Raw genomic sequence first — 20,472 nt, forward strand, 5'->3', positions numbered from 1 at the left:
CCTTTCTTTTTATAAGTTCATAAACAGCTTCGGGTTGACCGGAGTGTTGTTTTTGTGCACTTCATAATGAAGGTGAGGCCCTGTAGAGCGTCCGGAGTTTCCTGATTTAGCAATTACCTGACCTACTTTTACTTTATCATTTATTTTGGAAATAAGCTGTGATAAATGTCCGTAAAGAGTAGCCAATCCATTTCCATGAGAAACGATAACACAATTTCCGTAGCCTCCTTTCTGTCCCGAGAAAATAACTGTTCCGGCAGCAGCAGCTCTTACATCAGAGCCATAAGCTACAGCGATATCCAGTCCTTTGTGGAACTGCATCTGATCAGCTTCAGCAGGCGGGTTGTTTTTCTCAGCGGGTGCTGCTTTAGAAGCTGTATTGCCGGCAATAGATTTTGTAGAAGCCGCAGCAGCCGGAGCCGGAGCCGCCTTAGGGGTTACCATTACTTTAATCTCTCTCTTTATTCCATAGCTGTCTGTAACCTCAATGATTTTTTCAACAGGCTCAGCTTTAACCTCAGGCTTTGGAGCTGCTGCAGCCACAGGCTTGGATTCTGATGCCGCACTTGATTTTACAGAAGCAAAAACCGTCTTAAATGGAATAGGATTTTTTCTGATCCCGAAATTGGAAGAAATATAGCCGTCTGTAGGCATTCCCAAAGGAACCTGCATTAGTTTTTTCTGTAGATCCATTAAATATTGACTGTAACGGTTGGCTTGTTTCGCGAGATAAATAGAATTTGAAATGCTGTCCTGGCTCAGAACCATTAGTTTTTCATTGGGAATGTCTTTGGATTTCAGGAAAGAATTAAGTTGAGCAACAGTCTGATCTACAAGATTAAGATCTGTTTTCATTTTTAGGTAATCTACACTGTCTCTTTCAGTGTTTATTTTTACTAGATTTACTTCGTAGGTTTTATCATCCCTTTCGGAGAATAGCTTGGCAATAAATACCCCTTGTGCAAAAACTACCAGTAAAAGTCCTCCGAGGAGAATGTTTACATTCTTCTTGCTGTTTAGAAATTTCTTCATATTTCTTCTCTTAGTAAGTTTAAAACGGTTTTTTGAAGCTGCAAATTTAAATAAAAATAACCTTTATGCGTTATTTTTATTTAAAACTCAGTTTTTTCTGTATTTAACGTTCAATTAGCTGTTTAATTGTGTTGAAGTGTTAATTTTTTCAGAAAATGGCTTTTATCATGGTTTTGAGGCCCAGGTTACGTCTTTGTTTTAATATCTTTGCAGTTCACATTCCAATTATGGCTAAAAAGAAAACAATGTCAGAATCTTCTCATCCAAAAAAGAATAAAAAGGATATTTCTGTAGGGGTAGTAGGAAGCGGAAGTTTTGCAACCGCTATCGTCAAAATGCTTGTTGAAAACTGTAAAGTGGTACACTGGTGTGTAAGAAGTGAATTTGTAAAAGGAGCAATTGAACTTCGTGGCCATAATCCGACTTATCTTACAGCGGCTCATTTTAATCTGAAGAGTTTAAAACTGACAACCGATATCAATGAACTGGTTTCAGCCTGTGATGTGATTGTCTTGGCAACACCGTCCATTTACCTTTCCGATACCCTGGAAAAAATGACCTGTGACTATTCAGATAAAATCTTTATCTCTGCTATTAAGGGGATTATTCCTAAAGTGAATGATGTGGTGGCCCATTATCTTCGTGATGAATTTAAAATCGGTTTCAGGAATCAGGCTGTTATTGCTGGCCCTTGTCATGCAGAAGAAGTGGCAATGGAAAGACTTTCTTACCTTACCATTGCAGCAGCAGAAGATGAAACATCTGAAAAGCTGGAAGGAATTTTTAACTCAGATTTTATTAAAGTACATTCCAGTAAAGATATTTTAGGAAATGAATACAGTGCGATTCTTAAAAATATTTTTGCCATCGGAGCAGGAATAGCAAGCGGATTGGGATATGGAGACAATTTTACAGCTGTTTTTGTATCCAACGCCATTCGTGAAATGGAAACTTTCCTTGAAGCGATCTATGAAGCGCCTAGGGATGTGAATGAAAGTGCTTATTTGGGAGACCTTTTGGTAACAGCCTATTCACTTTTCTCAAGAAACAGAAACTTAGGAAATCTTATCGGAAAAGGCTATACCGTAAAATCTGCGATCCAGTCCATGAACATGGTAGCAGAAGGATATTATGCGGCAGATTCTATTTATAAAACAGCAAAACAGAAAAACCTTAAGCTGCCGATCATAGAAACGGTGTATGCTATTCTTTATGAGGGCAAAAATGCTGAAAAACAGTTTAAGAAACTGACTGCGAAATTGAATTAAGAGTAATTCTACATGATACATAAGCTCCGTCCCATATCCATATAGGACGGAGCTTATATTTTAAATTATACGGATCAGAGGTAAATGAATCCATATTTTCAATGAACACAGAAATTCAAAAACAGAGCCCTTGCAATCTTTAGGCTGTTTGGTTTAATACATGAAATCATCAATATAAATTGATACTTTCCATCATATGATCTTGCATATTTCATATCTGTTTTTTGATGAAAAATTAACGTGTTAAAATCATTAAACGCGTTTCTCTTTTTAAAACTTTTCCCGAAATTTGAAGTAAAATTTTAAAATTATGCCACAATCGCTTACAAGCAGAACACCGAAACCTAAATACGACGTTGTACTGATAGGAGGCGGAATCATGAGTGTCACTTTAGCAACACTGCTTCATGAATTTGATCCAACTCTTGAAATTGCCATCTTCGAAAGACTCGGGAGATTTGCCAAAGAAAGTACAGCAGCATGGAACAATGCCGGAACAGGTCACTCCGCTTTTTGTGAGCTCAACTATACGCCTGAAAAACCAGACGGAACCATTGATATTACCAAGGCAGAAAGCATTGCTGAACAATTTGAAATTTCAAAACAGTTTTGGGCTTACCTGGTGACAAAGGGATATATAAAAGATCCTAAGGATTTTATCAATTCCTGCCCGCACATGAGCTTGGTATTTGGTGAAAAAGATGCAGAATACCTTAAAAAACGCCATGATAAAATGGAGGAATCTGTTCTTTTCTCAGGAATGGAATTTTCTACAGATCATGAGAAACTGAGAGAATGGATTCCTTTGGTCATGAGCAAAAGAAATAAATCTGAAGTAATGGCAGCCACCAAAATGGATATGGGAACGGATGTAAACTTTGGAACACTGACAAGAAAAATGGGAAGACATTTGCTTGAAGACTCTAATGTTGAAGTGTTCTTATACCATGAGGTAAAAGATATTGATCCAAGAGAAGACAGGAAGTGGGAGATGAAGGTAAAAGACAGAATTCATAATCACAAGCAGGAAGTTGTTGCTGACTTTGTATTTATCGGGGCCGGCGGATACGCACTTCCGTTGCTGGATAGTTCAGATATTAAAGAAAGTGAAGGGTACGGAGGCTTTCCGGTTTCCGGGCAGTGGTTGGTAAGCCATAATCAGGAATTGGTGAAAAAACATCAGGCTAAAGTGTACACACAGGCCACGGTAGATGCTCCGCCGATGTCGGTTCCGCACCTTGATCTTAGAATTATTGATGGAGAAAAAGCGCTTCTTTTCGGTCCTTTTGCAGGATTTTCAACAAAATTCCTGAAAGAAGGAAGCTATCTTGATTTGCCTGAAAGCGTGAATACAAAAAATTTGAAATCTTTATTTGGTGCATGGTGGCATAATATTCCGTTGACGAAGTATCTTATTCAGCAGGTAGCTATGACAAAATCCCAGAGAATGCAGCATTTAAGAGAGTTTATAAAAGATGCCAAAGAGGAAGACTGGGAATTGAAGGTTGCAGGGCAGAGGGTTCAAATCATTAAAAAGGATGAAAAAGAAGGCGGTAAACTGGAATTTGGAACTGAAGTGGTCGTCAATAAAGACGGCACCATAGCTTCATTGCTGGGTGCTTCGCCCGGAGCTTCCACAGCGGTATACGCCATGCTGAATGTCCTTGAAAAATGTTTCCCGGAAAAGCTTCAGGGAGAATGGAAAGAAAAACTGCTTGAAATGGTTCCTTCTTATGGCAAAAAACTAGCAGAACATCCTGCGCTTACTGAAGAAGTGAGACATTATACGAAAGAAAAATTAGAACTAGAATATTAACATCCATGACGGGCAATGAGTAATTTTCAACTTATTCATTGCCCGTCATTTATTATTTATAAAAATACGTGGAAGAAGTAGTTGTAAAACCAGTCATTGCAAAAGAACTCTTGGAATCTCTTCAAACCAAAATAGAAGAGGAAAGGCAGGTCATTGTGCACTGCTGTTTTCCGGCCTCCCCATTTTTGGGAAATCTGATCAGGATCTGGCACTCCACATATCTTTTTGATAATCAGTCTGACCATAGAAGCAAACTGATTCACACAGAAAATATTTCAATTTCTCCTTATTGGACTCCCGTTCCTTTTATGCAGGATTTTTGGTTTACCCTGATATTTTCCGGATTACCGAAAGACTGTAAAAGTTTTGATCTGAAAGAAGTGATTCCTGAAGAAGGAGGTTTCTTCGTGGAATCTATCAAAAGAAATTCCTCGGATGTTTACCGGGTGAAAATATCAGAATCCTAGTTAACATGACGGGAAGAACGGAAAAACTGGAACAGATTATTCATTGGGCTGAAAACAATCCGGACATTCGGGCTGTTCTCCTTACCAGCTCGTTAGTAAACCCTTATGCTCCGGTAGATGATTTCAGTGATCTTGACGTTGAATTAGTCTTTGAAAGTAGGAGTGCTTATGAAACCGGCAATGAATGGATCAGTCTTTTTGGAGATCCCATTTCGATGATTGAAGAAAAGGATTCTGTTTTTGAAGGCAAGCACGCGATGAAGATGGTCTTGTACAAAGATCATGTCAAAGTTGACTTTAAGCTGTATCAGGTATCTGAATTTGTGGAAGAAATAAAACAAGAAACCCTTCCCGGTGATTGGGATGTAGGCTATAAAGTTTTGGTAGATAAAGACGGGCTGACAAAAGATATGAAACTGCCAGGCTACCAATCCGTCATGATCCAGAAACCTACAGAGCAGCAGTTTCAACAATTGATCAATGATTTCTGGTGGGATACCACCTATGTGGCCAAATGTCTTAAAAGGGGTGATATTTTCTATGCCAAATTCATGTCTGAAAATATTCTCCGAACAGATTATCTGGTTCCTTTGATAGAATGGAATATTGCCGGCAATCATAATTGGGATAATATAACAACCAATAAACACGGAAGACTGTTCAAAAAATACCTGCCTGAAGAACTTTGGAACAGGATAGAGGCTACCTTTTCCGGGAGTCATCCTGAAGAAAACTGGACTGCCTTATTCAAATTTGCTGATATCGTACATGAACTGGGAACTGCTTTGGCCGAAAAACTTAATTTCACCTATCCGGCAAAGCATGAAAATGATATCCGGAATTACCTTACTGAAGTAAAATCAATGCCCTAATTTAAGCAAATTCGTTTTTTCTGATCAGATTTTCAATACAATACTCAGCAATAGCAGTAATGGTAACGAAAGGATTGACTCCCACGGTTCCGGGAATCAGGGAACCATCTAAGACGAACAGGTTTTTATGATCTTTCAGTTTACCATATTGATCCGTTGCTTCATTTAATACACAGCCTCCAAGGGGATGGTAGCAGATATCTGCCCCAAAACCGTTATTAAACAGAAGATGGCTTCGGGTTCCGCCATTGGCCTTATTCATTTTTCTGATAAAATATCTGGCATTTTCTCTCATCTTGGCAGTATTCGTTTCATCCCAGTTCAAAACCAGTGACTGACGGGCTTTATCGTACCTGACGTCTCCTTTTTTATCTACCCTGTTGATCAGCAGATACAAGGCGGTAGCCACATCCATTCCCATAGGTAAAGGCGCAATTTCTGTGAAGAAAGGATGCTCTTTATCATCCCAGTTATCAATTCCGCCTACCGGAATAGTCGATTGTTTCGATCCTGTTCCGCCGGACAGCGGTTTGACCCAATTTCTTCCTGTCATAAAATTTCCGTTGTTACCCCAGTTTTTTCCAATATGTTCATCAAGAGGCAGCCCATTGACTGCATTTGAATGTAACAGCAGTTGTAAGGTTCCCATGGTACCTGCTGAAAGGATAAGCTTTCCACAATGAAATGTTTTATCAGCGATTATATTTCCTGATGTATCCGTTTGCTGTGCAGTTACAGTATAGCTTTTGTCATCATTAAGCCTGATATGATCTACACGATGGAGATCAAATATTTCAAGGTTGCCGGTTTCAAGGGCTTTTTTAAGATATGTTTTATCTAAGCTGTTTTTGCCATAATTGTTTCCGTAGATCACTTCCGTATTGAGAGCAGACCGCGGAACCTCATTCCGGTATTCTTTTTCCATATATTTGAAATCATAGACATTCGGAACTCTTATGGTTTTAAAACCTGCCCGGTGAGCTTCCTTTTCTCCTACCCTTGTAAATTGGTAATAAGGACAGTCTTTTAAAAACTGTTCATCAATCACGTTGACTTTAAGCTCTTTCTGTACCAAAGGAAAGTAATAAGTAAAAAACTTTTCGGCATCAAGATGGGGGAAAACCTCTTTGAAGTAACTTTCCTTCGGAGTTACGGCCATTCCGCCGTTAACCAATGAACCTCCGCCCACTCCTCTTCCTACCCAAATGTTAATATGGTCAAAAGACAGGCGGTCCAGTGTTCCGGTAAAGGGAGTCAGCGAAAAAATATTCATGAAAGGAGCAATGCTTTTCTTTTTCAGCCAGGCTGAGCTTTTTCCCGGCTTCAACAGATTGGAAAACGGAATTCCCGCTTTTCCCCAGTTAAGACCCATTTCCAGCATAATCACTTTTTTCCCGGCTTCACAAAGACGTAAGGCTGCTACAGAACCCCCATATCCACTGCCAATGATCACAATAGGTGCTTCAATGGTCTCTTGGGATCGTTGGATTTTCCTTTCTGCACCCTGAAAGAAATGGGATTGAAGAAAGTAAAAAGCCGGGATCGCCAAAGCGCTTGTCTTAATGAATTTTTTTCTGTCCATGAGCTTTGATTTTCAAAAAGTATGCTAGAGCGGCTTCGGCCCATTTTTATTTAAAACAGATTATACTTTTTATTATAATTTTAACTCTTTATCCCATGAAAAATTCATAGTTTTACTTATAATTTAAAGCATTTATGAAAAAATATATTGTGTTCTTTTTGATCCTGCCCATGTGGATCTTTTCTCAAAAAATGGTCTCTAAAGAAATAATGGAGGTTAAGAAATTTCAGGAGGAACTCAATGCCGAATATCTTAATCCAAAAGAAACCCCTTTAAGAGGAGATCATCTTAAAAATTTTAAAGGCCATCCTTTCTTTCCGTTTGATATCAAATACAGAGTAACGGCAAAATTTGTTAAATCAAAAAAAACAAAACCTTTTGAACTTCCGACTTCTGCAGGAAAAACCAAGACTTACCAGGAATATGGAAAAGCAACTTTTACCCTTGACGGAAAACCTTATACAGTCACTTTATACCAAAGTCTGGATTTGATCAAAAAGGCTCAGTATAAAGAGTATCTCTTTCTTCCTTTCAGAGATGCAACGAATGAAAAAGAAACGTATGGCGGGGGAAAATATATGGATCTGAAAATTCCGAAAGGAAATACCATAGTGTTGGATTTTAACCGATCCTATCAGCCGTTTTGTGCCTATAATGCCTACGATTACAATTGCCCCATTGTTCCTGAAGAAAATAAACTTCCGGTGGAAATACGGGCCGGTGTGATGTATGAAGATATCTATCATGAATAATAAGGTAAGTTTACAATTTTTAGATCCGAAAGATCTTCCTGCCATCAGCTATGCTTTGGACGAAAGTCAGTCACGATTTACCGCAACGGTAGAAAAGGCAATGAGCATGATCCGGGAAAGAAATACAGAAGATGCATTTCCGGTTACTATTTTCAATGATGGACAGCCTGTAGGTTTTTTTATCCTTGATTTTGGAGATGATAAATTTGAACTGACTGATACTCAAAATTCCGTTTTGATAAGATCTTTATCTGTGAATCCTCAAATGCAGGGAAAAGGAATTGGAAAAGAAGCCATGATTCAGGTAGATGATTTTGTAAGAAAGCATTTCAAAGATTGTCATGAAATTGTCCTGGCGGTGAACCAGAAAAATGAGTCTGCCTATCATATTTACCGTACAGCAGGATATTCTTATGAAGGAAAGACCAGGATCGGGAGAAGCGGACCTCAATACTTAATGTACAAAAAATTTTAAGAAAATTTTAAATTCAAAATGTCCGTCCAGCAGATTTTCTTTCCATAACTTTGAGTAACATCAAATTATAAAATATGGAAATCTCACTTCATAATCAGGTGGCTGTAGTTACAGGAGCCTCCAGTGGAATTGGTTCAGGAATCGCAAAATCTTTAGCAGCAGCAGGAGCTGCAGTCATTGTCAATCATTCCTCGGAAAGGTCTTCAGAAGAAGCAAAAGCCGTTTTAAAAGAGATTACCGATGCCGGAGGGAAGGGAATTACCTGTCAATGTGACGTTTCCAAGGAAGATCAGGTCATTGCAATGTTTCAGGAGGCCATTTCCCAGTTCGGGACGGTGGATATTCTCATCAATAATGCAGGGATTCAAAAGGATGCTAAGTTTACAGAGATGACCCTTGATCAGTGGAATGCGGTCATAGGAGTAAATCTTACCGGACAGTTTCTTTGCGCAAGGGAAGCCATCAAAGAATTTTTACGAAGGGGAATAGATGCTTCACGGTCTGTTGCCTGTGGTAAGATTATTCATATCAGCTCTGTTCATGAAATTATTCCCTGGGCAGGACACGCTAATTATGCCTCTAGTAAAGGAGCTGTCAGAATGCTGATGCAAACGTTGGCTCAGGAATATGGTGCAGACAAGATCCGTGTCAATTCTATTTGTCCAGGAGCCATTCAGACTCCTATCAATAAAAATGCATGGGATACCCCGGAAGCACTCAATTCACTTCTCACACTGATTCCTTACAACAGGATCGGACAGCCCCAGGATATCGGAAATCTGGCCGCGTTTCTGGCCAGTGATCTGGCAGATTATATTACGGGAACCAGTATTTTCGTCGACGGCGGAATGACCACCTTTGAGAGCTTTTCTACAGGAGGATAGTTGGCTGTTGTTTGCTGGTTGCATGTTGCTAGTTAAAAGTTTCTAGTTAAAAGTCTCTAGTTACAAGTTGCTGATTGATTGTTGGGCGGAAAGTTAAAACTTAGCGTATCATCACCCTTAGATGAATACATTTTATAATTGTGCAAATAGGCGTGCTTATGTCAGAAAAAGAAAGAATCTCAGATATATCATGGAAAAAATGGGGTCCTTATGTAAGTAACCGGGAATGGGGACTTGTGCGTGAGGATTACAGCGAAAATGGAGATGCATGGAATTATACCGGTCATCATACAGCTGAAGCCAAAACATACCGGTGGGGTGAAGAAGGGATTTGCGGGATCTGTGATGACCTTCAAAGATTGGTCTTTTCTGTCGGTTTTTGGAACAAAAATGATAGCATGGTCAAAGAACGGTTTTTTGGCCTTACCAACGGACAGGGAAATCATGGTGAAGATGTAAAGGAGTATTTTTATTACCTGGATTCTACTCCTACCCACTCTTATATGAAAATGCTGTATAAGTATCCTCAGCATGCATTTCCCTATGAAGATCTGATCGCAAAGAATGCAGAAAGGACTAAAACAGAACCTGAATACGAACTCATTGATACCGGTATCTTTGATGCCAATGAGTATTTTGATATTTTTATTGAATATGCTAAGGAAAGCCAGCATGATATTTTAATCAGGCTTACCATTATCAACAAATCGGAAAAGGAAGCTCCCCTTGTATTACTGCCCACAGTATGGTTCCGGAATACCTGGAACTGGGGCTATGATGATTATAAACCAAAGCTGTCTGGTGAAGAAGCAAACCGGATCAAAGTACAGCATAAGGATCTTGAAATCAGGAATATTTATGCAAAACAATCTTTAAAAACCCTGTTTTGCAATAATGAAACGAATAATGAAAGGCTTTATCAATCTGCTAACCCATCAAGATACTGTAAGGATGGCATTAATGACTTTGTACTGAATGGAAATACGCAATCGGTCAATCCCCAAAATACAGGAACCAAAGCTTCATTTTTGATTGAAGAAAATTTTAAGGGTAAAGAATCCAGAACCTTTGAATTCAGGATTTCAAATAAAGAATTAAAAGAACCGTTTGAGGATTTCGATACTGTTTTTGATCTGAGACACCAGGAGGCAGACGAGTTTTATGCTGAAATTCAGAAGGGCATTCCATCTGAGGATGAAAGGCTGGTGCAGAGACAGGCCTTTGCAGGAATGCTCTGGAATAAAATGTTCTACCATTACAATGTTGAAAAATGGCTGAAAGGAGACCCAGCAGAGATGCCGCCTTCAAAATCCCGGGATAAAATAAGGAATTATGACTGGAAGCATCTCAATAATGCCCATATTATTTCTATGCCTGACAAATGGGAATATCCTTGGTACGCTACCTGGGATCTGGCTTTTCATACGATTAGTTTTTCATTGATTGATCCTGATTTTGCCAAACACCAGCTTAAGCTTTTTCTATTTGAATGGTATATGCATCCCAACGGACAGCTCCCTGCATACGAATGGAACTTTAGCGATGTAAATCCTCCGGTGCATGCCTGGGCTGTTTTTAGGGTATTCAAAATTGATGAATATTTGAACGAAAAGCCAGATCTTGAATTCCTGGAGAGTGCCTTTCAAAAACTCCTGATGAATTTTACATGGTGGGTCAATAAAAAAGACAGCAATGGCAACAATATTTTTGAGGGAGGCTTTTTAGGATTGGATAATATCGGGGTGTTTGACCGGAATTCTGTCTTACCGAATGGGGAGCAGCTGGAGCAATCAGACGGAACAAGCTGGATGGCGATGTTTGCCCTGAATATGATGAGGATAGCTCTTGAGTTGGCTTTGTATAATACTGTTTACGAAGAGATGGCAATGAAATTTTTTGAGCACTTCCTGTCTATTGCCAATTCATTAGATAATATGGGAGACGAGAATTTCAGTCTTTGGGATGAAGAGGATGAGTTTTTCTACGATGCCATTGCTTCCAATGACGGTCCTCATATGTATTTAAGATTAAGAACAATTGTAGGCCTTATTCCTATGTTTGCCGTTGAGGTCATCGATGATGAAATGATTGAAAACCTACCTAATTTTAAGAAAAGAATGGAGTGGGTGCTTGATAATAAACCGGAGCTGGCGTCTTTGGTTTCCAGATGGGCCGTTAAAGGGCAGGACTCCAAGCACCTGTTGTCTTTGCTTCGGGGACATCGTTTAAAAAAGCTGCTGGAAAGAATGCTCAATCCGGCTGAATTTTTAAGCGACTACGGAATAAGGGCGCTGTCAAAAGAATACGAACAGAATCCCTATACTTTAAACCTTAATGGAGCAGATTATTGTGTAAAATATACCCCTGCAGAAAGTGACAGTGGACTTTTTGGAGGGAATAGCAATTGGCGTGGGCCTGTTTGGTTTCCCATAAACTTCCTGATCATTGAAAGTCTGCAACGTTTTTTCTTTTATTACAGTCCTGACTTTTTGGTTGAATATCCAACAGGCAGCGGAAATTATGCTGATCTTGATCAGATTGCAGATTCTTTAAGTAAAAGACTTTCTAAAATTTTCTTAAAAGATGAAAATGGAAAACGTCCTGTACATGGTCAGTATGAAAGATTTCAGACTGATCCTGATTTTAAGGATTATATCCTGTTTTACGAATATTTTCATGGCGATAACGGCCGTGGGGTAGGAGCTTCACATCAGACCGGCTGGACGGGGCTGATTGCAAAAATTCTGCAGCCTAGGTTCTCCAAAAAAGCCATTGCAGAATCTGAAACTGAAATGCCGGAAGATCCTGATACTAAAGGCAAAGAAGAATGAAAGGCTAATGTCTGAAATTTGATTTGTATTATCAGCTTTTACCACCTCAACTACTCAAATATTTGCTGTATAATTTCCAGCGATGCCGGAACCTTAAAATCTGTGATATGGTAATGATAATAAACCAAAAGACTGTCCAGGAAATCTTTTCTCAGCGAAGAATGAATTTTTGTAGCGTAAAAGTTTTCTGTCATAAGAGACGCCCGCCATACTGCTGAAATTTCTTCATTGAAAAGCTGGTGGGTGGATACAGCTGAGAAAGTTCCGGTCTCAGGATCTAAAAATAGGCCTTCACTGATGAGCGGAGCCACCCCCTGGATCTTTAAGACAGCCACTAAAAAAGAAGGTGCGACTGATAGTTTTTGTTAACCAGCTCCCCTACAAATTGATCAATACTTACGAATATATTGGCGTTTTTATTTTCAAATTTAAGAATCTGGTTCAGGAAATCTGAGATGAAGAAAATAATCGTATTGATCTTTATATCAGTATAGATATCATTGTTTTGGACCAGTTCAAAGTTTGAAACAGACGGTATACCGCTGCCTCTTACCGGATTTACGGAAAAATTAAGTTTACTCAAAGGCTGCAGCAGGGCCTTCTTTTTATTCCTCTTAGAATAAATTCCTTTCAGGAAATAAGTTTGAAAACCCTCCTCTTCTGTAAAACAATGCAAGACTGCATCATTTTCCCCATACTTTATCAGTGAAAGTAAAAAACCATTTTGTGAATTCATTAATTGACTACCCCTATTTTGGCTGTAGCTTTGTCAGAACCGTCTTCATTCGTCATCAATACAAAGTAAATACCTGAAGCGACTCTGGTTCCTTTCTGATTATTAAGGTCCCATTCATAATAGCCTCCTCTTGCAACTGCCGAATGCACTACATTTCCTGCCGCATCTACAATTCTTATATTTGTTTTTTCTGCAAGCCCTTTAATGGTCACTTTTCCCTTAAAATTAGAATATACTACCGGATTCGGATAAACAACCACATCCCCGAAATTTGAGGTGACATCTGCTACATCTCCCTGGTAGCTTACTATACCATTATAAGTTGCAAAATATACTTTACCTGTTTTTTTGTCTACTTTTATATCGGTTACCGTATTGGTTGGAAGCGGTGAATTTTCTTTTGTAAAATGTTTGATCGTCTTCTGTCCATCAGCTGAAAGATAGTATACACCACCTCCTTCTATAGACACCCATTTGTAATCTCCGGCATCCGGTTCAATCTGAATCACTGAGGCATCCCTGAAGAGTTCCTCTGCAAGACCGTTTTGTTCTATCACAATAGGCTCTGCTTTAGCATTGGGAGACTTTATCTCTGCAGCAGCATTAGGAAGGACTCTTATTCCATTGTCTGTACCTATCCATGCATCACCAGACTTGTCGAAGGCTACGGATAATGTTCCTGTGCCCCCAAGACCGTTAGATTCTTTTAGGAGGTAATCGGTGTCGTCAGAAAGGTTAGTTGCATTTTTATAATCATATACCCAGAAATTATTTGTTCTTGGCAAAGGGGTCCACAGCATATTTTCGTAAACAATCGGCTTTTGTACTCCAGCACTTGAGAAGGTATATTTTTTTATAATAAAATCATCAGAGGCCTTGTCGTAAATACCGATAGAAGGGATTCCGTTATCGGTATATCCGATAGATACAAAAACATTATTTTGACCATCTGTAGCAAGACCTGCCGGGCGTCGGTAATAAGGTTCTGCCCCCAGATTATAATATTTGACAAGTTCAAAATCTTTATTGTTGGCGTTATACTTCATTTTGTAAACGCCATTGTCAAACATGGTATAGTTAGAAAAAAAGACTTCGTTGCTGTTGGCAGGATTTAATATGGCATCTAACACATTGATTTGCCTTGCGTTGTTATTAAAAAAAGAAGAATAGATCCATTCAGTACCCGTGAAATAATAGAATCCCGGTTTTTTAGCGTCACCTGCTGGGAAGTTATAATTTCCTGACCTGGCACCCGTAGAAACAAGCATCTGGTTGTTGTCATACAGGTTGATTTTATAAGCAAAGTTGAAATAGGGGCCTGACGGTTTATAGGTGTTGTTACCTTCGTCTTTTATCCCAGATAATTGGGTCCCGCCAAGTACTTTTCCACCAGCCACTATAGCGGTATTGCATTCTTCTCCTACACTTACGGCTCCTGTAGAAACTCCATTAATACCGAAAGTATATATTCTGCTGTCAGTGACCACTATATTATTGGAAGTCACTACAATATCCCGGATATTTCCAAAGGTGGCAGGAAGTGGTGCAGGCGTTCCGTTATTATACAGGAATGCGGAGGTTGCAGATGAAAATACCAATTCAGACTCAGCATCTATATTTTTGAATGTTCCGGGAACTTCTGTGGCCCAGGTAGAATATACCGGGAAGGTATTATTCATCTCATGGCTTTTCAAGCCGGCATTGGTTACGGAATATATTTTATTTCCAAATATCGTCGCCTCGTTACTTGCTTCATATACTCCTGCATTGATAAAAAATGCAGAATCGCCAAACTCTTTCTTTTTCAGATTAAATACCGAAACACCATACCCCACAGAAATCACTGCCTGATCTCCTGTAATAGAAATATGGTTGATTTTTTTGCTGCCATTGTATCCTGTAGCAATAGGAATATCTACAACGTATTTAATTTCCTGAGGGGTGATCACATCCATCGAGCCATCCGAATAGCCGATAAGTCCTGTTTTGGTTTGTGGATTGTAATCAAAAGCTGTGATCCCGATATTGTGCAGCCCGTTGGCTTTAGACAATTTTGTGATCTCTCCACTTGCCATGGTATAATAGAATATTCCGTTTTCAGTTGCGGCTATTATTTTTCCATTGTCTTCTTTCATTGCCAAGACATTGTTGTAGGAAAAAAGATCTGCCCATTTTTTTGATGAAATGACCTGCGCTTTTGTAAGCTGCAGAGATGCTAAAATACCAAGAGAAAGTAAAGAGAGTTTTTTCATATTATGCTATTATGCTGCTGTCTATTACCTGATTGTTCCAGGAGATGTGCTGTATGTTTTTATTTGTATCAAAATGAAAATCTATTCTACCCAAAAGAAGACCTGCCCATCCTACCTGGTTCACAAGGACATTTTTACCCTGTCTGTTGGTAAAAGTTTGTGGCTCAGGTAAAAATGTGTGGGTGTGCCCGCCCAGAATAATATCGATATTTTCTGTACTGGCGGCTAAGATTGTATCACTTACTTTATTGGGTTCATCTTTGTAATCGTAACCAACATGGGAAAGGCAGATCACAAGATCACACTTTTGCTCTTTTTTCAGAAAATTTGAATAATGCTGTGCTACATCAATAGGATTGGAATAGATGGTTTCTCCATATTGCTTTTTGCCCACGAGGCCATCCAGCTGGATTCCGACTCCAAAAAGGCCTACTTTGATCCCGTTTTTGTCAAAGATTTTGTAGGGTGAAGTTTTTCCGTCCAGAACTGTATTTTTAAAATCATAATTGGAACATATGAAAGGGAACTTGGCGTTGGGAAGAACCTTTAAAAATCCATCTAAGCCATTATCAAAATCATGATTCCCCATGGTAGAAGCATCATACTTCATCATGGACATTAATTTAAATTCCAGTTCTCCTCCGAAGAAATTGAAATAGGGAGTTCCCTGGAAAATATCTCCTGAATCAAGAAGTAATACATTGCTTTCCTGATTTCTGATCTGCTGAATTAAACTCGCCCTTCTTGCAAAACCACCCTGATTAGGATTTTTGGTATAACTTGCATCAAAAGGCTCGATTCTGCTATGTTGGTCATTTGTATGAAGAATAGTCAGTTTGCTTGCGGATTTTAAGCCTGAAATTGCCAATCCCTCTGCCTTCATCATATGGGGAGCTAAAGCCATTGCTAAAGATCCACCGCCTATTGCTTTTAAAAAACTTTTTCTATCCATTACTTTTTACCGATAAAATTTAAACGAACATCTGTATTGGGAACCACTTCAGGATTTTTTTTGAAGCATTCTACATATAAATCCCTAAGCTTAATGCCCGTTGGGATTGATTCTCCTTTGGCAAAGAACTTCATATTGTCTCCTCCCAGAGCAAGATAGTCTGAGGTAGCAATATAATAGTCTTTGTTCGGATCTATTTTTTTTCCGTTAATTAAAGACTGGGTTAACTGTCCGTTTTTTGTTTCAATATATAAGTGAGAAACAGGATTGTTCACCTGCGTTTTTGCATAATATTCAAAAAGTCCGGGTAAATCTGTGCCCTTCATTTTTACGATGATCAGTTCATTTTCGAAAGGCATCACTTCAAAAACATTTTTCAGCATAATGTCGCCTTTTCCAATAGTAGTACGGATTCCTCCTATATTGATCAAAGCAGCATCTACATTTTGTTTCAGATGAGTTTTCGTCCATTGATCTCCTCCTTCAAGTGTATAATCAGCTAAAAGATTACCCAGATTGCTGTTGTCTCCCTGCTTCGTCAGATCTGCGCTCGTATGTGAGATCTTCTGGTTCATTTCCCTGTCCAGTTTTTGCTTATAGGGTTCAATTACTTTTACAAACTCCTCATCATTTTTTAGCTCGTTATTAATAGAAATGTTTTTCTGGGTCTGTACATTTGCAATTTGCAGCGTAGAAGCTGTTTTGCATGCAGTAAGAGATGCCAGAGCAATTCCTAGTAACAAGAATTTATTTTTCATAATATCTTTTAGTATATGCAAATATAACTATATGTATAATAAAACATTATTATTTATTGGAAATTCTTGGTATAATTATTAAAAATAAAAAATTAAATTTTAGAAAGAATTGTTAATTAATACAGTTTATTATTTTTACATGGGAAAAGATTTGATTTAAATAAAAACAACCCTCAATCGAAGGTTGTTATTTTTTTGAAATTATCTTTCAATAAGATTATTATTCTTTTTATTTGACCCAATTATTTGATTTTGTTTTGCTTTATCAAAAGATTTTCCGGGATAAGGATTATTTCTAAACTCTTCTCTTTTTTTGTAAATATAGTTCTCTTGAAATTGGAATTCCTTTTTGAAGCTGTTTTATTTCAACTTTCTTTTTTTCAATTCCGACTGCTTTAAAAGTACTATATCCTTTTTCATCTTCCAATTCTAAAATCAATCCCGGCAAGCCCTTAAATCTGTATGGACCTTCTGAAATAGGAATTTCTTTTGTATACCAAGCAACGTACAGTTTCTTATTAAAAATTGTTGTTGCTTTATAAGACTTATAGCCAAGAACCTCTTTTTCATCATTAAAGTTTGTATCCCAAATCAAAAGCCCTGTTTCGAATCTTTTAAATATCAATACTAAAAATGTATTTGACAATCAATCCAACGAAGGAAATGGATATGTAGAAATTAGCAATAATGATTGTAAAGATTTAATCAAAGACATCAAAGAAACCTATGACAGGCTCATTCAAAGTAAAGATGAGCAAATCGCAATACTGAAAGAGCAGATCGTTTTTTTGAAAGAAAAAAGCATATAACTTAATAAATTACAAATTCTCATTGTAAATTATTAAATTTGAAAAAAATAATTCGAACAGATGAGCATTTTAAAAGGAGTAGGTGTTGCATTGGTAACACCCTTTAATGAAGATTTATCCGTTGATTTCGACAGTTTAACTCAACTTGTTGAATACAATATTGAAAACGGAACCAATTATTTGGTAGTATTGGGAACTACGGCTGAAGCCGCTACGCTTTCTGATGAGGAAAAGAAACAGGTAATTGAGCATATCATTAAGGTAAATAATAAACGTCTTCCTTTGGTATTGGGAATTGGCGGTAACAATACTCTTGAAGTCAAGAAACAGATAGAAGAAGCAGACCTTTCTGCATTCGAAGCTGTACTTTCTGTATCTCCTTATTATAATAAACCTAATCAGGAAGGGCTTTATCAGCACTACAAAGCTTTAGCTTCCACAGGGAAAAATATTATTATCTACAATGTTCCTTCAAGAACAGGGCAAAATATTGATGCAGATACGACGATTCGTATTGCTAAAGAGTTCCCAAATTTAATCATGATCAAAGAAGCGGCACCGAACATTCTTCAGTACTTCGATATTTTAAGAAAGAAACCTGAAGGATTTTCATTGGTTTCCGGAGATGATGAATTTACGCTTCCTGTGACATTAGCAGGAGGAAACGGTGTGATTTCTGTAATCGGGCAGGGATATCCTAAAGAATTTTCAACTATGGTACAGCTTGCCTTTGAGGGTAAAGTAAAAGAAGCTTATGAAATTCATAATAAGCTGGTTGAAATTACACGTTTGATCTTTGCTGAGGGAAATCCTTGCGGTATCAAAGTAGTGTTGGCGGAAAAAGGGATTATCAAAAACTATTTGAGACTTCCTCTAGTCCAGGCTTCAGAAGGGCTTTACGCTAAAATTAAAGCTGAAATGGCAAACATTTAATAAATGAACAGCCAATCGTGATACAAAAAGCTATCACAAAATAAGGTTGACCATTTATAATGACAATAAATAGTACAAGAAGTGAAAAGTTCCGGCTTTTCACTTTTTTTAATCATAAGATAAAAAAGTATGAAATTAGTAAAAGCAACAGAAAAAGACATTCCTCTTATTCAGGAGCTGGCAAAAAGATCCTGGGAAAATGCATATGCAGAAATACTTTCAGCAGAGCAGATGGAGTATATGCTTTCAGAAATGTATTCTGAAACTGAAATTGAAAGCCATCTGCAAAATTCCGATTATCATTATTATTTGATTCAGGATGAGATCAACGGCTCTTATGAAGGATTTATTGGGTATGAGCATAACTATGAAGATAAGACAACCAAACTGCACCGTATTTATTTGGTTCCGGAAAGTAAAGGAAAAGGATTTGGGAAAGAAGCACTCCTTTTTTTAAATCAAAAAGTGGCTGAAAACGGAAATGAAAGGATTATTTTAAATGTTAATAAATACAACTCAGCCAGAAATTTCTATGAATCCCAAGGTTACAAAGTGTATGATGAAGGAGTCTTTGACATTGGAAACGGCTTTGTAATGGATGATTATTTAATGGAATTTCTAATTCACAAGTAGTTGACTTAAAATTTTGTAACTTTATCCTGTAATTCTATAACATGTGAGTTCTTTTTTTGGATCATCTTTGCTTCAGAACCAGATCACTTATAAATAATACATTCATATGCTTGGTTTTGAGCTTATATAGCTTTTTATCAGTATATTTTTTTCATCCTTAGTGTTTAAATTCCTGTATTCTCGGATACAGGAATTTTTTTTATCTATATTATGTTAAAAAAATCCTTTCTATTTCACTTTTAATTGAAATAAATTATTATATTTACTAAAAATTTGACTTACTTATACTAGGATGAAAATGTATGTAAAATTTGATTTCAATACTCTCTGTAAGAAAGTATTGGATGAGAAGCTTAAAGAGCACGGACTGAAGTACAGGCTGCTGAACTTTGGGGAGGTAGAGTTTTACGAACCTTTCACTCAGGAGCAGCATAATCTTTTCAAGAAGAATCTTGGAGATTATGGAATTGAAATTATTGAAAGCCAGAAAACGGCTTTAGTACAGAAAATAAAAGATGCTATTGTAGAACTTGTTTTTTCTGATGAGATTATCCCTGTAAAGGCATCTATTTATATTTCTGAAAAACTGAATCACAGTTATGGATATCTTTCCAACCTTTTTTCAGAAGTTGCCTTTACTTCAATCGAGAACTTTATCATTTTACAGAAAATCGAACACGCAAAGGTTTTGATTATAAGAAATAAGCAGAGCCTTACAGAAATCGCTCACAAATTAAATTATTCCAGTGTCGCCCATTTGAGTACCCAGTTTAAAAATACGACAGGTATTACTCCGTCCCAGTTTCAAAAGATAGTAGGCAAAAGAAGAAGAGCCCAGAGTACGGCCATAAACCCTAAAATGCAGTATGAATAAAGAATTTCTGAACGTAATAGTTACAGACGACGATGAAAACACTTTAATTTTTTTTAAAAACATATTCAAAGAGCTGAAAATCTCTATAAAGGTTCAATGCCTTCATCATGGAAATGAACTCATGAAGTATTTGAATAATGCAGAAGCTCTCGTTCCTGAGATCGTATTTATAAAATATAAAATTCCTGGCAAAAGCAGTATAGAATGTATTGAAGAGATCAGAGCAAACCTGAAATTCAATAATATGGTGGTTGCCGTTTATTCTGACCAGATTTCTGAAAATGAAATTGAGGAGCTTTTTGTAAAAGGAGGAAATATTTATATGAAAAAACCGGATACTTTTGAGAGTCTTAAAAAAGTACTCACGGAAGTTATCACGATCAATTGGCAATACCATACTTCAGGATTGAATAAAGAAAACTTTATCCTTAAAGTATGATTAACATTAGATTTATGCCAACTTTTTTACAGGGAGTTGGATCATGTTTAATGCATAATATTCACAAAGAGGTGAAAATTTTATAACTAATAAATGAAATAATATAA

At 37.5% G+C, this 20,472-nt stretch carries 20 protein-coding genes; 12 read left to right on the forward strand and 8 right to left on the reverse strand.

The features are described from left to right. Positions 1-9: 9 nt before the first annotated feature. Complete coding sequence (locus MUW56_RS14790) at positions 10-1,032, reverse strand: M23 family metallopeptidase (protein ID WP_292013894.1); 1,023 nt, start codon at positions 1,030-1,032, stop codon at positions 10-12. A gap of 245 nt (positions 1,033-1,277) precedes the next feature. Between MUW56_RS14790 and MUW56_RS14795 the strand changes: the two genes are divergently transcribed. The 4 genes from MUW56_RS14795 to MUW56_RS14810 all read left to right on the forward strand — a co-directional run bounded on the left by MUW56_RS14795 (position 1,278) and on the right by MUW56_RS14810 (position 5,455). Continuing rightward, a complete protein-coding gene (locus tag MUW56_RS14795; protein ID WP_292013895.1) occupies positions 1,278-2,300 on the forward strand; it encodes an NAD(P)H-dependent glycerol-3-phosphate dehydrogenase in 1,023 nt (340 codons plus the stop codon). A gap of 310 nt (positions 2,301-2,610) precedes the next feature. Next, positions 2,611-4,116 (forward strand): malate dehydrogenase (quinone), encoded by a 1,506-nt coding sequence (mqo, locus tag MUW56_RS14800; protein WP_292013896.1) that lies wholly within the window; start codon positions 2,611-2,613, stop codon positions 4,114-4,116. A 68-nt stretch (positions 4,117-4,184) separates the two neighbouring features. Further along, entirely contained in the window at positions 4,185-4,583 is a 399-nt protein-coding gene (locus tag MUW56_RS14805) for a hypothetical protein (protein WP_292013897.1), read from the forward strand. Between the two features lie 5 nt (positions 4,584-4,588). After that, a complete protein-coding gene (locus MUW56_RS14810; RefSeq protein WP_292013898.1) occupies positions 4,589-5,455 on the forward strand; it encodes an AadS family aminoglycoside 6-adenylyltransferase in 867 nt (288 codons plus the stop codon). Position 5,456: 1 nt separating this feature from the next. Here the strand turns inward: MUW56_RS14810 and MUW56_RS14815 are convergent, their stop codons facing one another. After that, positions 5,457-7,037, reverse strand: coding sequence for a GMC family oxidoreductase N-terminal domain-containing protein (locus tag MUW56_RS14815; protein ID WP_292013899.1), 1,581 nt, complete (start codon positions 7,035-7,037; stop codon positions 5,457-5,459). Between the two features lie 134 nt (positions 7,038-7,171). Here MUW56_RS14815 and MUW56_RS14820 point away from each other — a divergent pair, with 134 nt between their 5' ends. From MUW56_RS14820 to MUW56_RS14835, 4 genes are all read left to right on the forward strand, one after another. After that, entirely contained in the window at positions 7,172-7,789 is a 618-nt protein-coding gene (locus MUW56_RS14820; RefSeq protein WP_292013900.1) for a DUF1684 domain-containing protein, read from the forward strand. Beyond that, the gene (locus tag MUW56_RS14825) at positions 7,782-8,264 is read left to right on the forward strand and encodes a GNAT family N-acetyltransferase (RefSeq protein WP_292013901.1); all 483 of its coding nucleotides are present in this window, start codon (positions 7,782-7,784) and stop codon (positions 8,262-8,264) included. The genes MUW56_RS14820 and MUW56_RS14825 overlap by 8 nt, the downstream gene beginning before the upstream one ends. Positions 8,265-8,338: 74 nt before the next feature. After that, entirely contained in the window at positions 8,339-9,148 is an 810-nt protein-coding gene (locus MUW56_RS14830; RefSeq protein WP_292013902.1) for a glucose 1-dehydrogenase, read from the forward strand. Positions 9,149-9,306: 158 nt separating this feature from the next. Beyond that, complete coding sequence (locus MUW56_RS14835) at positions 9,307-11,979, forward strand: glucosidase (RefSeq protein ID WP_292013903.1); 2,673 nt, start codon at positions 9,307-9,309, stop codon at positions 11,977-11,979. 50 nt (positions 11,980-12,029) lie between these two features. On the opposite strand, the gene MUW56_RS14840 is transcribed toward MUW56_RS14835, so the two are convergent. The 6 genes from MUW56_RS14840 to MUW56_RS14865 form a co-directional block, all read right to left on the reverse strand. Continuing rightward, positions 12,030-12,290 (reverse strand): hypothetical protein, encoded by a 261-nt coding sequence (locus MUW56_RS14840; protein ID WP_292013904.1) that lies wholly within the window; start codon positions 12,288-12,290, stop codon positions 12,030-12,032. Positions 12,291-12,313: 23 nt separating this feature from the next. Further along, a complete protein-coding gene (locus MUW56_RS14845; protein WP_292013905.1) occupies positions 12,314-12,715 on the reverse strand; it encodes a recombination protein O N-terminal domain-containing protein in 402 nt (133 codons plus the stop codon). After that, positions 12,715-14,967, reverse strand: a complete 2,253-nt coding sequence (locus MUW56_RS14850) for a T9SS type A sorting domain-containing protein (RefSeq protein WP_292013906.1) — start codon at positions 14,965-14,967, stop codon at positions 12,715-12,717. Before MUW56_RS14850 ends, MUW56_RS14845 begins: the two co-directional genes overlap by 1 nt. Before the next feature lies 1 nt (position 14,968). Then, positions 14,969-15,919 (reverse strand): bifunctional UDP-sugar hydrolase/5'-nucleotidase, encoded by a 951-nt coding sequence (locus MUW56_RS14855; protein ID WP_292013907.1) that lies wholly within the window; start codon positions 15,917-15,919, stop codon positions 14,969-14,971. Next, positions 15,919-16,677: a 5'-nucleotidase C-terminal domain-containing protein gene (locus MUW56_RS14860; RefSeq protein WP_292013908.1), complete on the reverse strand. Its 759-nt coding sequence runs from the start codon at positions 16,675-16,677 to the stop codon at positions 15,919-15,921. Before MUW56_RS14860 ends, MUW56_RS14855 begins: the two co-directional genes overlap by 1 nt. 295 nt (positions 16,678-16,972) lie before the next feature. After that, entirely contained in the window at positions 16,973-17,302 is a 330-nt protein-coding gene (locus MUW56_RS14865; RefSeq protein ID WP_292013909.1) for a GLPGLI family protein, read from the reverse strand. A 244-nt stretch (positions 17,303-17,546) separates the two neighbouring features. Here MUW56_RS14865 and dapA point away from each other — a divergent pair, with 244 nt between their 5' ends. The 4 genes from dapA (at position 17,547) to MUW56_RS14885 (ending at position 20,365) form a co-directional block, all read left to right on the forward strand. Beyond that, positions 17,547-18,419 carry a 4-hydroxy-tetrahydrodipicolinate synthase gene (gene dapA / locus MUW56_RS14870; protein ID WP_292013910.1) on the forward strand — a complete coding sequence of 291 codons (873 nt, stop codon included), beginning with the start codon at positions 17,547-17,549 and terminating at the stop codon, positions 18,417-18,419. A 129-nt stretch (positions 18,420-18,548) separates the two neighbouring features. Then, positions 18,549-19,052, forward strand: a complete 504-nt coding sequence (locus MUW56_RS14875) for a GNAT family N-acetyltransferase (protein WP_292013911.1) — start codon at positions 18,549-18,551, stop codon at positions 19,050-19,052. A 292-nt stretch (positions 19,053-19,344) separates the two neighbouring features. Further along, positions 19,345-19,926 (forward strand): helix-turn-helix transcriptional regulator, encoded by a 582-nt coding sequence (locus MUW56_RS14880; protein WP_292013912.1) that lies wholly within the window; start codon positions 19,345-19,347, stop codon positions 19,924-19,926. After that, positions 19,919-20,365, forward strand: coding sequence for a response regulator (locus MUW56_RS14885; RefSeq protein WP_292013913.1), 447 nt, complete (start codon positions 19,919-19,921; stop codon positions 20,363-20,365). Before MUW56_RS14880 ends, MUW56_RS14885 begins: the two co-directional genes overlap by 8 nt. Positions 20,366-20,472: the final 107 nt, after the last annotated feature.

The organism is Chryseobacterium sp. (assembly GCF_022869225.1).
Classification (GTDB): Bacteria; Bacteroidota; Bacteroidia; order Flavobacteriales; family Weeksellaceae; genus Chryseobacterium.

Coding starts and splice junctions, on each gene's coding strand:
- MUW56_RS14810 (WP_292013898.1), top strand. CDS start 4,589: ATGACGGGAAGAACGGAAAAACTGGAACAGATTATTCATTGGGCTGAA.
- MUW56_RS14815 (WP_292013899.1), bottom strand. CDS start 7,037: ATGGACAGAAAAAAATTCATTAAGACAAGCGCTTTGGCGATCCCGGCT.
- MUW56_RS14875 (WP_292013911.1), top strand. CDS start 18,549: ATGAAATTAGTAAAAGCAACAGAAAAAGACATTCCTCTTATTCAGGAG.
- MUW56_RS14825 (WP_292013901.1), top strand. CDS start 7,782: ATGAATAATAAGGTAAGTTTACAATTTTTAGATCCGAAAGATCTTCCT.
- MUW56_RS14830 (WP_292013902.1), top strand. CDS start 8,339: ATGGAAATCTCACTTCATAATCAGGTGGCTGTAGTTACAGGAGCCTCC.
- mqo (WP_292013896.1), top strand. CDS start 2,611: ATGCCACAATCGCTTACAAGCAGAACACCGAAACCTAAATACGACGTT.
- MUW56_RS14820 (WP_292013900.1), top strand. CDS start 7,172: ATGAAAAAATATATTGTGTTCTTTTTGATCCTGCCCATGTGGATCTTT.
- dapA (WP_292013910.1), top strand. CDS start 17,547: ATGAGCATTTTAAAAGGAGTAGGTGTTGCATTGGTAACACCCTTTAAT.
- MUW56_RS14885 (WP_292013913.1), top strand. CDS start 19,919: ATGAATAAAGAATTTCTGAACGTAATAGTTACAGACGACGATGAAAAC.
- MUW56_RS14795 (WP_292013895.1), top strand. CDS start 1,278: ATGTCAGAATCTTCTCATCCAAAAAAGAATAAAAAGGATATTTCTGTA.
- MUW56_RS14835 (WP_292013903.1), top strand. CDS start 9,307: ATGTCAGAAAAAGAAAGAATCTCAGATATATCATGGAAAAAATGGGGT.
- MUW56_RS14790 (WP_292013894.1), bottom strand. CDS start 1,032: ATGAAGAAATTTCTAAACAGCAAGAAGAATGTAAACATTCTCCTCGGA.
- MUW56_RS14850 (WP_292013906.1), bottom strand. CDS start 14,967: ATGAAAAAACTCTCTTTACTTTCTCTTGGTATTTTAGCATCTCTGCAG.
- MUW56_RS14880 (WP_292013912.1), top strand. CDS start 19,345: ATGAAAATGTATGTAAAATTTGATTTCAATACTCTCTGTAAGAAAGTA.
- MUW56_RS14860 (WP_292013908.1), bottom strand. CDS start 16,677: ATGAAAAATAAATTCTTGTTACTAGGAATTGCTCTGGCATCTCTTACT.
- MUW56_RS14845 (WP_292013905.1), bottom strand. CDS start 12,715: ATGAATTCACAAAATGGTTTTTTACTTTCACTGATAAAGTATGGGGAA.
- MUW56_RS14855 (WP_292013907.1), bottom strand. CDS start 15,919: ATGGATAGAAAAAGTTTTTTAAAAGCAATAGGCGGTGGATCTTTAGCA.